General features: G+C 44.4%; 15 protein-coding genes. 13 read left to right on the top strand and 2 right to left on the bottom strand.

Features of this window, described 5'->3' with window-relative positions; all coding sequences use genetic code 11:
- The first annotated feature begins 194 nt into the window (after positions 1-194).
- From ruvA to yajC, 6 genes are read left to right on the top strand one after another with little or no spacing between them, the layout of a single operon-like run.
- Entirely contained in the window at positions 195-809 is a 615-nt protein-coding gene (gene ruvA / locus AC0VX1_RS18360) for a Holliday junction branch migration protein RuvA (protein WP_057276624.1), read from the top strand.
- 11 nt (positions 810-820) lie between these two features.
- The gene (ruvB, locus tag AC0VX1_RS18355; RefSeq protein WP_475468282.1) at positions 821-1,819 is read left to right on the top strand and encodes a Holliday junction branch migration DNA helicase RuvB; all 999 of its coding nucleotides are present in this window, start codon (positions 821-823) and stop codon (positions 1,817-1,819) included.
- Entirely contained in the window at positions 1,816-2,022 is a 207-nt protein-coding gene (locus AC0VX1_RS18350; protein ID WP_100533627.1) for a DUF2905 domain-containing protein, read from the top strand. The genes ruvB and AC0VX1_RS18350 overlap by 4 nt, the downstream gene beginning before the upstream one ends.
- A gap of 38 nt (positions 2,023-2,060) precedes the next feature.
- Positions 2,061-3,089, top strand: coding sequence for a tRNA preQ1(34) S-adenosylmethionine ribosyltransferase-isomerase QueA (gene queA / locus AC0VX1_RS18345; protein WP_475468280.1), 1,029 nt, complete (start codon positions 2,061-2,063; stop codon positions 3,087-3,089).
- 36 nt (positions 3,090-3,125) lie between these two features.
- Entirely contained in the window at positions 3,126-4,265 is a 1,140-nt protein-coding gene (tgt, locus tag AC0VX1_RS18340; protein ID WP_034308807.1) for a tRNA guanosine(34) transglycosylase Tgt, read from the top strand.
- A 43-nt stretch (positions 4,266-4,308) separates the two neighbouring features.
- Positions 4,309-4,593: a preprotein translocase subunit YajC gene (gene yajC / locus AC0VX1_RS18335; RefSeq protein ID WP_475468278.1), complete on the top strand. Its 285-nt coding sequence runs from the start codon at positions 4,309-4,311 to the stop codon at positions 4,591-4,593.
- 46 nt (positions 4,594-4,639) lie between these two features.
- Here the strand turns inward: yajC and AC0VX1_RS18330 are convergent, their stop codons facing one another.
- Entirely contained in the window at positions 4,640-5,011 is a 372-nt protein-coding gene (locus AC0VX1_RS18330) for a TIGR04086 family membrane protein (RefSeq protein ID WP_328143599.1), read from the bottom strand.
- A gap of 193 nt (positions 5,012-5,204) precedes the next feature.
- On the opposite strand from AC0VX1_RS18330, the gene AC0VX1_RS18325 reads away from it, so the two are divergent.
- Positions 5,205-5,861, top strand: coding sequence for a DUF421 domain-containing protein (locus tag AC0VX1_RS18325; RefSeq protein ID WP_475468276.1), 657 nt, complete (start codon positions 5,205-5,207; stop codon positions 5,859-5,861).
- Between the two features lie 29 nt (positions 5,862-5,890).
- Here AC0VX1_RS18325 and spoVB read toward each other — a convergent pair whose 3' ends face one another.
- Complete coding sequence (gene spoVB / locus AC0VX1_RS18320; protein ID WP_095678481.1) at positions 5,891-7,453, bottom strand: stage V sporulation protein B; 1,563 nt, start codon at positions 7,451-7,453, stop codon at positions 5,891-5,893.
- Positions 7,454-7,623: 170 nt separating this feature from the next.
- Here spoVB and AC0VX1_RS18315 point away from each other — a divergent pair, with 170 nt between their 5' ends.
- The 6 genes from AC0VX1_RS18315 to dtd all read left to right on the top strand — a co-directional run bounded on the left by AC0VX1_RS18315 (position 7,624) and on the right by dtd (position 16,382).
- Complete coding sequence (locus tag AC0VX1_RS18315; RefSeq protein ID WP_034308797.1) at positions 7,624-7,929, top strand: post-transcriptional regulator; 306 nt, start codon at positions 7,624-7,626, stop codon at positions 7,927-7,929.
- A gap of 196 nt (positions 7,930-8,125) precedes the next feature.
- Positions 8,126-10,387 (top strand): protein translocase subunit SecDF, encoded by a 2,262-nt coding sequence (secDF, locus tag AC0VX1_RS18310; protein ID WP_475468274.1) that lies wholly within the window; start codon positions 8,126-8,128, stop codon positions 10,385-10,387.
- Between the two features lie 145 nt (positions 10,388-10,532).
- Positions 10,533-12,908 (top strand): single-stranded-DNA-specific exonuclease RecJ, encoded by a 2,376-nt coding sequence (gene recJ / locus AC0VX1_RS18305; protein ID WP_475468272.1) that lies wholly within the window; start codon positions 10,533-10,535, stop codon positions 12,906-12,908.
- On the top strand, positions 12,899-13,411 hold the full coding sequence (locus tag AC0VX1_RS18300; protein WP_034308789.1) for an adenine phosphoribosyltransferase: 513 nt from the start codon (positions 12,899-12,901) through the stop codon (positions 13,409-13,411). The genes recJ and AC0VX1_RS18300 overlap by 10 nt, the downstream gene beginning before the upstream one ends.
- Positions 13,412-13,724: 313 nt before the next feature.
- Positions 13,725-15,923 (top strand): RelA/SpoT family protein, encoded by a 2,199-nt coding sequence (locus AC0VX1_RS18295; RefSeq protein ID WP_034308787.1) that lies wholly within the window; start codon positions 13,725-13,727, stop codon positions 15,921-15,923.
- Between the two features lie 15 nt (positions 15,924-15,938).
- On the top strand, positions 15,939-16,382 hold the full coding sequence (dtd, locus tag AC0VX1_RS18290; protein ID WP_053535817.1) for a D-aminoacyl-tRNA deacylase: 444 nt from the start codon (positions 15,939-15,941) through the stop codon (positions 16,380-16,382).
- The last annotated feature ends 33 nt before the right edge of the window (positions 16,383-16,415 follow it).

The raw sequence follows: 16,415 nt of genomic DNA, 5'->3' as shown, positions 1-16,415 counted from the left end.
ATTTTTGCGCCTGTCGGGTCTCCCTTGGACGCTAGTCTTGCACGCCGGTTTCAATCAACTTTGTTTTAAGCAGTGAGGTGACACCCGGAATTCCCCGTGAATAGACTTTGCCGATTATGAAATAACTTTTAATGAACAACACCCCCTTTTTATGATAAAATGAGAGGTACAGCAAAATCAGGGAGAGAATTAATTTGTATGATTATATAAAAGGCAAGGTCGATTATATTGGACCTGAATACATAGTTGTGGAAAATGGGGGGATCGGATATCAAGTGATGACGCCGAATCCTTTTATTTTTTCCGCTCAATACCAGAAAGAAATCCAAGTTTTCCTGTATCATTATGTTCGTGAGGATATGGTGGCATTATACGGATTTCAGACTCGTCAAGAAAAGGCGTTATTCACAAAATTATTGAATGTAACCGGAATCGGGCCGAAGGGTGCCCTAGCCATATTGGCATCAGGCCAGGTTGATCAGGTGGTACAGGCGATCGAAAATGAAGATGAATCATTTTTGGTTAAATTCCCGGGAGTCGGAAAGAAAACGGCACGGCAAATGATTCTCGACTTAAAAGGGAAACTGGAGAACATTATACCGGATGCGTTTCCAAGCTTGTTTAACGAAGGCGTCACGGCTGCAATCAGTCCAAATGGTTATACGGAGGAATTGGATGAAGCCATTCTTGCATTGAAGGCTCTTGGTTATTCTGAAAAGGAAGTCCAAAAGGTAGCCAAGAAATTGCAGGCTGAAGATATGACGACCGAGCAATATATTAAGAAAGCATTGCAAATGATGTTAAGATAAGGAGTGGCGCAATGGAGGAGAGAATATTCAATCAGGAAGCCGATCTGAACGAACTGTCCTTTGAACAAAGCCTGCGGCCGCAAAACTTAAAGCAATATATCGGACAGGATAAAGTGAAAGCGAATTTGAGTGTATACATCGAGGCGGCAAGGATGCGTGAAGAAACGCTCGATCATGTACTTTTATATGGACCGCCTGGTCTTGGCAAGACGACGCTTGCCGTCATCATCGCCAACGAAATGGGTGTGAATATCCGCACGACTTCCGGTCCCGCCATTGAGCGGCCGGGAGATCTGGCGGCCATTTTGAGTGCACTTGAACCAGGTGATGTATTGTTCATTGATGAGATTCACCGTCTCCCTCGTGTCGTTGAGGAAGTGTTATATCCGGCTATGGAGGACTTCTGTCTGGATATTGTAGTCGGTAAGGGACCGGAAGCCCGTTCGATCCGGATCGACTTGCCGCCGTTCACCCTTGTAGGGGCCACGACACGGGCAGGCTCGCTGTCTGCACCGCTCAGGGACCGTTTTGGCGTATTGAGCCGTCTTGAATATTATACCGAAAACCATTTGACTGATATCATCATCCGTACAGCAAGAATCATGGATACGGAAATGGACGATCAAGCAGCGTCAGAGCTTGCAAGAAGGTCAAGGGGCACACCAAGAATAGCCAATCGGCTTTTACGGAGGGTCAGGGATTTCGCCCAGGTACGCGGTGATGGGACGATAACGGCGGAGCTTGCCGATTATGCGCTTGAATTAATGCAGGTCGACCGTTTAGGACTCGATCATATTGACCATAAATTACTTAAAGGGATCATTGAAAAATTCCGTGGCGGGCCCGTGGGCCTGGAAACGATTGCGGCAACGATTGGCGAAGAGGCACATACGATCGAAGATGTGTATGAACCATATTTGCTGCAAGTCGGTTTTCTTCAGCGCACCCCAAGAGGCCGGATGGCAACACAGCTTGTTTATGAGCATTTCGGCATGGAGATGCCTGAATGATGAATATACCAAAGATGGTCATGATTCTGGGTGTGATTATTTTCGTGATTGGTTTTGCGATGAAATATATCCATCTCGGCAGGCTGCCGGGAGATATTTTTCTGAAAAAGGGGAATACGACTTTTTACTTTCCTATCGTTACATCAATCATCGTCAGTATTGTGTTGTCCGCGATTTTTTATTTGATCGGCCGTTTTAAATAATGATTACAGCTTGATAGACACGTAAGGAAGTGGAACAGATGAAATTGGATATGTTTGATTTTCATTTACCGGAGGAACTGATTGCCCAAGTTCCTTTGGAGGATAGGGAAGCAAGTAGATTGATGGTACTGGACAAAGAAACCGGTAAGCTCCAGCATGATGTATTCAGCCATATCACGGAATATATCAAACCGGGAGATTGCCTGGTGTTGAATGATACAAAAGTGCTTCCGGCCCGACTTTACGGCAGTAAAGAAGGGACAGGTGCAAAGATCGAAGTATTGCTGCTTAAGCAAGAGCATGATGATGTCTGGGAAACGCTTGTGAAGCCGGCCAAACGGATTAAGGAAGGCTCGACGATCGTTTTCGGCGATGGTAAGCTGAGTGCCGTCTGTACAGGTGTACTCGAGCATGGCGGCCGTATCCTTGAATTTAAATATGATGGCATATTTTATGAAATACTGGAGAAGCTGGGCGAAATGCCGTTACCTCCATACATCAAGGAACAACTTGATGATCAGGACCGCTATCAAACCGTTTATGCGCGGGAAAGGGGATCTGCAGCGGCACCTACTGCTGGCCTGCATTTTACGGAGGATTTGCTTGAGAAACTTAAAGGGATGGGTGTCCACATCGCCTTCATCACGCTGCATGTCGGGCTTGGTACATTCCGTCCGGTAAGTGTCGACGATATTGACACCCATGAAATGCATTCGGAATTTTATCAAATGACGGAAGGCACTGCCAGATTACTGAATGACGTGAAGGAAAAAGGCGGGAAAATCATTACGGTCGGCACTACGTCCACAAGGACATTGGAAACGATTGCGTCCCGCAATGATGGGGTTTTCAAGGAAGAGAATGGCTGGACGAGCATCTTCATTTATCCTGGTTATGAGTTCAAAGGGATCGATGCGATGATAACGAACTTTCATTTGCCTAAATCGACTTTAATCATGCTTATTTCTGCACTTGCAGGCAGGGAGCATGTCCTTCATGCCTATGAAACGGCTGTGGAAGAAAAATACAGGTTCTTTAGTTTTGGAGATGCAATGTTAATTAAGTAATATAAGAGTGAGAAGCTCTTGAAGGGAGTTATTGCGTTGACTGCAATACGATATGAGTTAATCAAAACATGTAAACAGACAGGGGCACGGCTAGGCCGGGTCCATACGCCGCATGGTTCTTTTGAAACGCCGGCATTTATGCCGGTTGGAACGATGGCTACTGTCAAAACGATGTCCCCGGAAGATTTGAAACAAATGGGGGCAGGAATCATCTTGAGCAATACGTACCACCTATGGCTGCGTCCGGGGCATGAAATCATCAAGGAAGCTGGCGGATTGCATAAGTTCATGAACTGGGATCGGGCGATTTTGACCGATTCAGGCGGCTTTCAAGTCTTCAGTTTAAGCGAGTTCCGCAAAATTGAAGAAGAGGGTGTGCATTTCAGGAACCATCTGAATGGCGATAAATTATTTTTATCTCCGGAAAAAGCGATGGAAATACAAAATGCGCTTGGCTCCGATATCATGATGGCCTTTGATGAATGTCCGCCATTTCCGGCGACTGAAGAATATATGAAGAAGTCGGTTGAACGGACATCGCGCTGGGCGGAACGCTGTTTGAATGCACATGAGCGTCCAAATGACCAAGGGCTGTTCGGAATCGTTCAAGGCGGGGAGTTTGAAAATCTTCGCAAACAAAGTGCAAAAGACCTTGTCTCCCTTGACTTCCCGGGTTATGCTATTGGAGGACTATCAGTAGGGGAACCGAAGGATATCATGAACCGCGTCCTTGAGTTTACAACTCCGCTGCTTCCATCTGACAAACCGCGCTATCTTATGGGGGTCGGTTCACCGGACTCATTGATCGATGGTGCACTCCGCGGTGTTGATATGTTTGACTGTGTACTGCCGACGCGAATCGCGCGTAATGGTACGCTCATGACGAGCAATGGGCGGTTGGTTGTGAAAAATGCGAAGTATGCACGCGATTTCGGTCCAATCGATGAAAATTGCGATTGCCATGTTTGCAAGAACTATAGCCGGGCATATATCCGCCACTTGATTAAATGTGAAGAAACCTTTGGAATTCGCCTTACGACTTACCATAATCTTCATTTTCTGTTAAACTTGATGGAACAGGTCAGACAAGCTATTCGAGAAGATCGTCTTGGAGACTTTAGGGAAGAGTTTTTTGAGCAGTATGGTTTCAATGAACCAAATGCGAGAAACTTCTAATTCCATAAATATTTTAATGAACGAAAGGAGTGAATATACTTAAATGGGTTCTTTAACACAAATACTTCCGTTGATTTTAATGTTCGTATTGTTCTATTTCTTATTGATCCGTCCGCAGCAAAAACGCCAAAAGACTACGCAAAACATGCAAAGCAGTCTGAAAAAAGGTGATAAAGTTGCTACTATCGGCGGCATGCACGGAACAATCGATGCAATCGATGAACAGCGAATCGTCATTAAATCACCAGACGGTACAAAACTGACTTTTGACCGTGCAGCAATCCGTGAAATTACGGAAAGCGCACCGAATAAAGAAGCATCCCTATAAAACAAACGAAAACCGGGCCATGTGCCCGGTTTTTTGCTGTCTTATTTTAATCGGAGCGTGAGTCGGAACTCATGTTGACCCCAAGAACGCCACCCATCATGGCCGTAATCACAAAACAGCCATAGTATATCCATTGCTTGATGGTGAAAAGGGCATCGTGACCTAAATATTGAAAAAGGAACACGACCAACAGATAAAGCAGCCCAGTGCTTCCGCCCAAGAATAGTCCTTGCTTTTTCCCTTTGCCTCCTGATATGAATCCACCAATGAACAGCGATAAAAAGGACACGATCATGACCACGTATGTCAGGGATGATTCCGCCAATGAAGTAAAGCGAAGAAGGATGGAAACGATTAAACTAGCAATCATCGCTATGGCAAAGATGGAGCCTACGCCATAAATTACGGCGACACTCATTTTTTTAGTTTCGATGGGTATTCCTCCTTTTTAAAAGGCTGATACGTATAGCCTGTTTATGTGTTTGTACAAGCATATTCCCGATATCGAACCTTTAGACCAGGTTTAAGAAGCTTCACGTAAAATTAGAAAAGATTATGGAGTAATTTTTCAATTCCCAAGCCATGCTATGGATGAAGGAAGTGTTGTTGAAGTGGATATCTATCTAGGGATTATATTTCGAACGACGGTAATCTATCTGGTCATCTGGTTCCTTTTTCGAATGATGGGTAAGCGGGAAGTTGGGGAACTGAGCGTTCTTGATTTAGTGGTATCCATCATGATAGGGGACATTGCTGTGCTATCCTTTGAAGATTTGGAAAAACCGTTCATCCGACAGACTATCCCGATGTTTGTCCTCGCGATCCTCCAAATCACATTGGCATTTGCTTCATTGAAAAGTGTCAAATTACGCAATTTCATGGACGGTAAGCCCCAGATCATCATTAATCAGGGGAAAATAGATGAAAAAGCGATGCGCAGACAACGATATAATTTTGATGACTTATTGACGCAACTTCGTGAACAAGGAATTATTGATATAAACGAAGTGCAATTTGCAATCCTTGAAACTTCAGGAAAGCTCTCAGTGATTAAAAAAAGCGACGAAGAAGGGTCGGAAAATCAGGTGCCATTCCCGCTGATTGTCGACGGAGAGATACAAGAAAAAAATCTTGATAAAATTGGGAAAAACCATGTTTGGCTTCTGAATCAGTTAAAAGAACAGGGAGAAACGAAGGTTAAAGAGATTTCGATTTGCGGGTACATAGATGGCCAAATTTACATCGATAAAAATGAAACGAAGAAATGAACCAAAGCCTATGAATGCTTCGGTTCATTTTATTTCCAAGCCAATTTTGACAAAAAGCCGCCAACTACAGGAATCCTGATCAGATCGGCCTTTTTTATGCTGCCGGTCATGAGCAGGAAAAAAGTGAACAGCAGGATAACGACGGTTACGGAAAGCAAAAGCCGTATCCCGATAGGCTGTGAGGAGAGCGGGAATTGATAAAGATAATAACCGCCCCATCCTGAAATTAAAGCAAGGACCAGGGCTGACATATAGCTTCGGAAATGAAGCGTGAAAGGGACGACCTTCAGCACGGTTGAAAAATGCAGGAAAGTAACGAGCATCGTACCGACAGCTATCCCGATTGCGGCTCCCATGATCCCGAAACTTTCCTTTGAAGCCAGAAGCCAGATCACACCGATTTTAAGGATGTTCCCAGCCAGGCTGTTGAACATTGCAGCCTTTGCAAGGTCCAGTGCCTGCAGCATGGATTGCAGCGGATATTGAAAGTAATAAAGGATGAAAAAAGGTGCCAGGAATTTAATGAAAACGGCAGCATGCGAAGATCCATACATGACTTGCAAGATCGGTTCGGCAAAGATGAACAGAATGACGATAGCTAAACAGCCTGTGATGAAGGTGATTTTCAGGGCTTGTTGAAGCCTGTGTTCAACGAGTAAAAAGTTTCCGGTCGTACGGGCTTCGCTCACTGCCGGGACAAGTGCCGTCGCCAATGATGATGTAACGAAGGAAGGAAGCATGAGTAAAGGCAGAGCATATCCAGTCAACTCCCCGTATTGACTGGTGGCTGCGGCCGCAGTGACCCCGGCAAGTGCCAAACTCTGGGCAACGACTATCGGTTCGAAAAACCACGATACCGATCCAATCATCCTGCTTCCGGTGGTAGGAAGGGCAATCCCCATCAATTCGGTGAACGTTCCTTTTCCGGATTTGACATTATTGAAGAAACCCTTTCTGAACTTAAAATGTTTCTTTATTTTAAAGCTGGTCAATAAGTAAATGAGAGAGACGAGCTCACCGATAATCGATGCAAGCATTGCCCCGGCTGCCGCATATTCGATTCCATATGGCAAAAAGGCCTTGGTCAGGACGGCTATGAAAGTGATTCTGGCCACCTGTTCGATAACTTGTGAGAAAGCGAAGGGCTTCATATTTTGCTTGCCTTGGAAATAACCGCGCAGTACGGATGAAATGGCAATGATCGGTACGATTGGGGCAATCGCCATGAGCGGCCATAACGTCCGTTCGTCCGTGAATAGGTATTCTGATAGAACCGGTGCGAAAAGCAGCATCGCAGGAGTGAAAATCATCGATAGAGTAAAGGTGCAGGCCAAAGAGACGACAAGGATTTTCTTGATTTTCCGTTCATCACCCCTGGCATTGGCTTCGGCCACATATTTCGAAATGGCGATTGGCAGGCCCAACTGGGTTATGTTCACGACGAGAAAGAGTGTCGGTAGAGCCATCATATATAAACCAACGCCTTCTTCGCCGATGAAGCGGGCGATGACAATACGGTTAATGAAACCAAGAACCCTTGTAATCAGGCTTGCGATTAATAAAATCAGCGTCCCTTTTAAAAATTTGGACATTGAACTCCCTCCCTGCCTTCTCAAAAAAGCGGTTATGCTATACAATTATCTATATGCTTGTACTTGGACAAAGCATGACAAAAGTGTTTGTTTGCGTTCTAACAAATGATAAGAAACCCTTCTAAGAAACTGCGCATTCATTTGAGAATCATTTTACTGGAGGCAAAGTGATGGCAAAAAAGAATCATCCCTATCAAAGGTATTATCTAAAGGTGCGTCCATTTTTGAAGAGTAAGCGTGAGGAATTCCAAATGGTCGGATTGAATGCCGTAACAGAGGAAGACATATGGGGAACCTTAACCAAAAATAAATGGAAACGCCCGCAGGAAAACATTCACCTTCATGAACTTGTCGCAGATATCGTGACATTTTCGAGCAACCAGTTCATGACCTTCCAAATGGTCGAAGCCTATAAATCACCAAACCTATTCGAGCCGCTTTCCGAAGAGGAACTGAAGGAGCTTTTGAAAGAATAACGCAAAGATATACTTAAATTGACAGCTGTTTGTATATGAATCATAATAGATATGGTTATGCTTTTTTTGGGAAAAGTATGGAAAGCTGTGTCTTTTTTCTCAAGAAGCATAGGGTATGCAGTTATCATTTAAACAACAAATGACGGTTTTATTAACTTCAGGAACAGGCGTATTATAGAAAGGGGCCTACTACATAATGGTAAAAAGAAGCAGGATCGTTGCGTTTTTTCTAATCGCACTTTTGATTTTCGCAGCGATGGGGACGACTTCAAAAGGAATCCTAAAGGATATCAAGCTGGGTCTTGATCTTCAAGGCGGGTTTGAAGTGTTATATGAAGTAAAACCGCTGTCTGGGGAAAAGATCACCCCGGAAGTTTTACGGGCTACAGTAAGCTCACTTGAGCGGCGTGTCAATGTGTTGGGTGTTAGCGAGCCTAACATACAAATAGAAGGGAAAGACCGGATCCGCGTACAATTGGCTGGGGTCAAAGACCAAAACAACGCTCGGGAAATCCTTTCTACACAAGCTAAATTATCCTTCCGTGATTATAACGATAAGGAAATGATGACCGGTGCCGACCTGAAAGAAGGCGGCGCGAAACAAACGTTCCAAGATAATAAACCGGTTGTCGAAGTCACATTGAAAGACGTAAATAAATTTAAGGACATCACTCAAAAAATATCCTCGATGCCAAGTCCGACTAATGTACTTGCAATCTGGCTGGATTTCGAGGAAGGAAAAGATTCCATTAAGGATACTTCTTCACAAGACAATATGATTTCAGCTCCAGCTGTCAGTGAAGTTTTCAATACGAATAAAGTGTTTATTACCGGTCAATTCAAGTTGGAAGAAGCGAAAGAGCTTGCAGCCCTACTGAATGCAGGTGCCCTGCCGGTTGATTTGAAAGAAAAGTACTCCACTTCAGTAGGTGCCCAGTTCGGTGCAGGTGCACTGCATGATACCATTTTTGCGGGAATCATCGGAATTGCACTTGTTTTCATCTTCATGCTTGTGTATTACCGCTTCCCGGGCTTCATTGCAGTCGTCACTTTAAGCATATACCTTTTCTTGACGCTTTTAGTGTTTGATTGGATGAATGCGGTCCTTACGCTGCCTGGTATTGCAGCATTGGTACTCGGGGTCGGGATGGCCGTAGACGCCAATATCATAACCTATGAGCGAATCAGGGATGAATTGAAACTTGGCAGATCGGTTAAGGCAGCTTATAAAGAAGGTACCAAGAATTCACTTGCTACAATCACGGATGCCAACTTGACGACCCTGCTGGCTGCGGCCGTACTGTTCTATTATGGAACTAGCTCGGTTAAAGGGTTTGCCACGACTTTGATCATTTCGATCTTAATGAGTTTCATTACAGCCGTTTATGGTACACGCCTCTTCATGAGCCTGTGGGTGAATAGCGGGTTCCTGGACAAACGTACAGGATGGTTTGGCGTGAAGAAGAAATACATTCACGATTTATCCGAGAAAATGGACTTAATGTCATTGCCAACACGCTTTGATAAAATCGATTTCGTGAAACATCGGAAAGTTTTTTACGGCATCTCAATCGGTGTCACCATTATCGGGATCATCTTCCTGCTCGTCTTCAGATTGAATCTTGGGATTGATTTCACGAGCGGCACCCGAATCGAGATTGCGTCCAAAGACGTCTTGACGACTCAGCAAGTCAATGCCGAAATGCAAAAGGTCGGTATCGACGAGGATGATATCAAGGATGTCAGGCTCGCTGGACAAGACAATAAAAATGCTGTCGTTCGGACAGTCGGCGTCCTAAATAAACAAGAGATTGCTGAATTGAAGGACCATTTCAAGAAAGATTACGGAGCGGAACCGAATGTCAGCACCGTATCACCGACAGTAGGAAAAGAACTTGCGAAAAATGCCATGTACGCGTTGGCGATCGCATCAATCGGAATCATATTGTATGTATCGATACGGTTTGAATGGCGAATGGCTGTACCTGCCGTGGTTGCGCTTATACATGATGCATTCTTCATCATCACGATTTTCAGCTTGCTCCGGCTCGAAGTGGATATCACCTTCATTGCTGCGGTTCTGACGATCGTCGGTTATTCGATCAATGATACGATCGTAACCTTTGACCGTATTCGTGAAAACCTGCGCTTCAGCCGTAAAATAAAAACCGTCGAAGAACTGGAGAACATTGTAAATATCAGTATCAGGCAAACGCTGACGAGATCCATTAACACGGTTCTGACCGTTCTCATTACGGTCATCGCGTTGATGATCTTCGGCAGTGAAGCTATCCGTAACTTCTCCATTGCCCTGTTTATCGGTTTAATATGCGGAGTGTATTCATCGTTACTGATCGCTTCCCAATTCTGGCTTGATTTGAAAATCAGGGAATTGAAGAAGAAAGGTCCGCTGAATACCGCAAAAGAAAAGAAACAAAGTCTTGAAGGACAAGTTTAATAGGTGAGAGGGGGCTGGCATGATGCCAGCTCTCTTTTTGTTGAACTAGCTTATTGAATAGGGAATTACAGCCAATTATGAGTTTAAAATAAAATTGAAACTGGTATATTCGTTTTGTATAATGAGTAGGTTGAGGGGTGAATAAATGTTAAAGCCAAAAACCCGGTGGAACTTGCGAACTGCCGATGAAAACAAAGTTGCTGTACTAGCTGAAGAGCTTCATATCACACCTTTGGTTGCAGCCCTGCTTGTGAATCGAGGCCTTGATACGATTGAAAGTGCCCGATCGTTTTTATTTGTAAAAAATCAAACTTTTCATGACCCATTTTTATTGAAGGATATGGATAAAGCAGTATATAGAATAAAAGAAGCGATTCAAAATGGAGAAAAAATACGTATATTCGGTGATTATGATGCGGACGGCGTGACATCGACCACAGTGATGATGACCGCGCTGACGAGATTGGGGGCCGATGTTGATTTTTATATCCCGAATCGGTTTACAGAAGGATATGGTCCGAATCCGATGGCATTCCGCCTTGCAGCCGAGCAAGGTGTGAAGGTATTGATCACCGTCGATACCGGAATTTCCGCAGTCGCTGAAGCGAAGCTTGCCGCCGAGCTAGGCATGGATTATATTTTGACCGATCACCATGAACCGGGACCGCAGCTGCCTGAGGCATTGGCGATCATCCATCCTAAACTTGAGGACAGTACCTATCCATTTAAAGACCTTGCGGGAGTAGGGGTCGCATTTAAGCTTGCACACGCCTTGCTTGGGGAATTGCCTGAGGATTTGCTTGAAATAGCGGCAATCGGCACGATAGCGGATTTAGTGCCTTTACAAGGGGAAAACCGCGTCATTGCTGCGAAAGGCATCGAGCAGTTACGATTGACTCGCCGCCCGGGACTTGTTGCGTTAATGAAAGTGGCGAATGTTCAGCAGGAAGCATTGAATGAAGAATCGATCGGCTTTGCAATGGCACCGAGGATCAATGCTGTCGGCCGCCTTGGAGATGCCGATCCCGCTGTTGATTTATTGATGTCCGCAAGTCTCGAAGAAGCAATGGAACTTGCTAATGAAATCAATGATATCAATAAAGAGCGGCAGGAAATGGTTGCAGCAATGGCTGAGGAAGCGATTGCTGAAGTCGAGGAAAACTTCCCGCCGGAGTCCAATGGCGTGCTCATCATCGGCAGGGAAGGCTGGAATGCCGGAGTTGTGGGGATTGTGGCCTCTAAACTTGTTGAACGCTTTTACCGGCCGACGATTGTATTGAGCTATGATCGGGATAAGGGATTAGCTAAAGGTTCTGCTCGGAGCATCGTTGGTTTCGATCTTTTTCAAAGTCTTTCCCAATGCCGTGAAATGCTGCCTCATTTCGGAGGACATCCTATGGCAGCTGGAATGACGTTGAAAATAGAAGATGTTCAGGAGCTTAGGGACCGCATGAACTTGATTGCGAAGGAAGAACTGAACGAAGAGGACTTCACACCAATTACAAACTTGGACGGTGCTACGACTTTAGCTGAAGTTTCCATTCAAACGATTCAGGAAATGAGCTTGCTTGCACCATTTGGGGTTACGAATCCCAAGCCGAAGATTTTGATTGATTCCGTACAACTTTCAAGTGTCCGCAAAATTGGTGCCAACCAAAATCACTTGAAGGTTCAGCTGGAAGATGGTGAAAAACACAAACTTGACGGTGTGGGCTTCGGTCTCGGTCATTTTGTCGATGAAATAGCACCGCACGCTGAAGTTTCGGTGATTGGAGAGCTCTCCATCAATGAGTGGAATAATATGAAAAAGCCCCAGATCTTTGTCCAGGATGTCTCGGTGGACCATTGGCAGTTATTCGATTACCGCGGCAAGGGACAGGCAGAGAAGTGGCTTGCCGACATTCCTGCACAAAACCGGAAGATCGTCATTTTCTCGGAAGATATTTATAGCAGATATCCATTTTTGCAAAACCATCCAGATCTCGTTCATATCGAGAATGAACTGGATGCTGAGCAGCTCGACTGCTTCGAAGGGCATTTGGTACTCATGGACATGCCGCCGTCCAGGGTATATTTGAAACGGGCGGTTGCCAAAAAGAACCCTTCCCGTATCTACGCTCACCTTTCCCATGAACAGGACCATTTCTTAAGTACGATGCCGACAAGGGATCATTTTAAATGGTTTTATGCCTTCCTTGCCAAGAAGGGTCCGCTTGATGTGAAAAGATATGGTGATGACCTGGCCAAATATCGCGGCTGGTCAAGGGATACAGTGGAATTCATTTCTAAGGTGTTTTTTGAGCTTGATTTTGTTACAATAGAAAATGGGTTAATTATGCTCACAACCAATGCGAAAAAACGCGATCTCAGTGAATCTGAATCGTATACAAGAAAGAAAGAGCAATTTGAGCTTGAACAAGAGCTTGTTTATTCTTCCTATCAGCAATTATTCGATTGGTTCAATCATTATTTAGTTCATGAGGCAACAGACCTTGAGGAGGAAACAAAGCAATGGATTTAAAGCAATATGTAACAATTGTGCAAGACTGGCCAAAACCGGGTATCGTCTTCAAAGATATTACAACATTAATGGATAACGGCGCAGCTTATAAATACGCAACAGACCAAATCGTCGAGTATGCTCGCGATAAAAATATCGACTTGGTGGTCGGGCCGGAAGCACGCGGATTCATTATCGGATGTCCAGTCGCATACTCATTGGAAGTGGGCTTTGCGCCAGTGAGAAAAGAAGGAAAACTTCCACGTGAAACGATAAAAGTCGAATATGGACTGGAATATGGCAAGGATGTATTGACAATCCATAAAGATGCCATTAAACCTGGACAGCGTGTCCTGATTACGGACGATTTATTAGCTACCGGGGGAACAATCGAAGCGACGATCAAATTGGTTGAACAACTTGGCGGAATTGTAGCAGGGATTGCCTTCCTTATTGAATTGACTGACTTGGATGGAAAAGATAAATTAGACGGCTATGATGTCTTGACATTAATGAGCTTTTAATAAACGAGAGCACTCTGACCAGGGTGCTCTCTTTCTGTTTTTCCCATTTTAGCTGGATTTTGTCGAATTTCCAGTGAAAAAATGCACTATTCTTAATAAAATACACGTTTAACTCTTTACATCCTTGCCTTTTTTTTCGATAATAGTAATAATAAAGAGTTTTTCTGCTAATAAGTTTATTTGCACTTTTATCCGTTTAAGCGGATTTATTTTTTTTCGCAAAAATTGTCACGTTTTGCAGAATGAAGTGCTACCAATCATACTCAATCCGGATCATATCCGGTGGCAGTTAAAGTGGGGTTAAGGTGATTAAATGGCTAATGATCAAATATTGACTGCCGAGCAGGTTGTAGAACGGGCCAGCTTATATCTTCAGCCGGAAGAAGCTGAATTTATCCATAGAGCGTTTAAGTATGCAGAGTATGCTCACCGAGAACAATTCCGTAAATCGGGAGAGCCGTATATTATTCATCCGATTCAAGTGGCGGGCATTCTGGCTGATCTTGAAATGGACCCTGCAACCATTGCGGCAGGTTTTTTACATGATGTAGTTGAAGACACGGAAATCACTTTGAAGGATATTGAAGAAAATTTCAGTCCTGAAGTCGCCATGCTTGTGGATGGCGTGACCAAGTTAGGGAAAATCAAGTACAAATCACAGCAGGAGCAACAGGCGGAAAACCATCGGAAAATGTTCGTGGCGATGGCCCAGGATATACGGGTCATCTTGATCAAGCTTGCGGACAGACTGCATAATATGCGGACATTGAAGCATCTGCCGCAGGAAAAGCAGAGAAGGATATCGAACGAGACGCTGGAAATCTTCGCACCGCTTGCCCATCGTCTTGGTATCAGCACGATTAAATGGGAACTGGAAGATACTGCACTAAGGTATTTGAATCCTCAGCAGTATTACCGAATCGTCAACCTGATGAAGAAAAAGCGTGCAGAACGTGAAAACTATCTGGAAGAAGTCATTGATGAAGTGCGTAAAAACGTTGAGGAAGTCAACATTAAGGCTGACCTATCCGGCAGGCCGAAACATATATACAGCATTTATCGCAAAATGGCTTTGCAGAATAAACAGTTCAGCGAAATTTATGATTTGCTTGCCGTTCGGATCGTCGTCAATAGCATAAAAGATTGCTATGCCGTTTTAGGGATCATCCATACATGCTGGAAGCCGATGCCTGGCCGATTCAAAGACTATATCGCGATGCCGAAGCCGAATATGTATCAATCGCTCCATACGACGGTGATCGGACCGAAAGGCGATCCGCTGGAAGTGCAGATCCGCACTTCCGATATGCATCGCATTGCCGAGTTCGGGGTTGCAGCGCACTGGGCTTATAAAGAGGGAAAAGATGTCGGTGAACAGCCTTCACTGGAAGAAAAATTGACATGGTTCCGGGAAATTCTTGAATTCCAGGATGATGCGACTAATGCCGAGGAATTCATGGAATCCCTTAAAATAGATCTTTTTTCTGATATGGTATTCATTTTCACTCCAAAAGGCGATGTCATCGAACTGCCATCAGGATCCAACCCGATTGATTTCGCTTACCGGATTCATTCGGAAATCGGGAACAAAACGATTGGTGCCAAAGTGAACGGGAAAATGGTACCGCTGGATTATAAACTGAAAACTGGCGATATCATAGAAATCTTAACATCGAAGCATTCATATGGTCCAAGTCAGGATTGGCTTAAACTGACGCAAACATCTCAAGCGAAAAATAAGATCCGCCAATTTTTCAAGAAGCAGCGCCGGGAAGAAAATATCGAAAAAGGCAAAGAGCTTGTTGAAAAGGAAATCAAGGATATGGAGTTCGACCTGAAGGAAATCCTGGCTGCCGAGAATATCAGGCGCGTTGCGGATAAATTCAACTTCCTGAATGAAGAGGATATGTATGCAGCAGTCGGATATAACGGAATAACAGCCCTTCAGGTAGCTAACCGCCTTACCGAAAAATGGCGTAAGCAGAAAATGGTCGAGCAAGAAGCGGATATTTCTGAAGCGGTAGCCGATCTGAAAACCTTCTCCAATACATCTAAAAAACGTGACTCGGGCGTACAGGTACCAGGGATTGATAACTTGCTTATCCGCTTATCACGCTGTTGCAACCCAGTACCAGGGGACGAAATCGTTGGTTATATAACCAAAGGCCGTGGAGTTTCAGTTCATAGGCAAGATTGCCCGAACCTGGATAGCGGGGATGCCGATCATCGCCTTGTACCGGTTGAATGGGAAAGTACGATTAACGAACGCAAGGAATACATCGTGGAAATTGAAATCAGCGGCTATGACCGTCGCGGCTTATTGAATGAAGTCCTTCAAGCCGTCAATGAAACCAAGACCAACATTTCAGCGGTCTCGGGTAAATCCGACAGGAATAAGGTGGCGACCATTCACATGTCGATTTATATTCATAACATTGCCCATTTGCAAAAGGTTGTCGACCGTATTAAACAAATTTCAGATGTTTATTCCGTTAGAAGGATCATGAACTAAGGAGTTTTTATTGCCATGCGTGTTGTTTTACAACGTTCCAAAGCGGCAAAAGTAGTTGTCGCAGACCAAATAATCGGACAAATCGACAGCGGCCTTGTCCTATTGGTTGGTGTCACTCATGGAGATACGATCGATGACGCCGCCTATTTGGCCGAAAAGATTGTCAATCTAAGAATATTTGAAGATGAAAATGAAAAGATGAACCACTCACTATTGGATGTGGGAGGTTCGATTTTATCCGTTTCACAATTCACCTTATACGGCGATTGCCGTAAAGGCCGTCGACCGAACTTCATGGACGCCGCCCGTCCTGAAGAGGCGAATGAATTATATGAAGCATTTAACGAGGAACTCCGCAAAAAAGGCGTCCATACGGAAACAGGTCAATTTGGTGCCATGATGGATGTTCAGCTTACAAATGACGGTCCCGTCACATTAATACTCGAAAGCAAGAAATGACCTGCTGCGGCAGGTTTTTTTTTGCAGAAAAGC

This window comes from Peribacillus sp. QJM3NY_7, from assembly GCF_056173225.1.
This window is presented reverse-complemented; position numbering and strand designations above follow the sequence as displayed.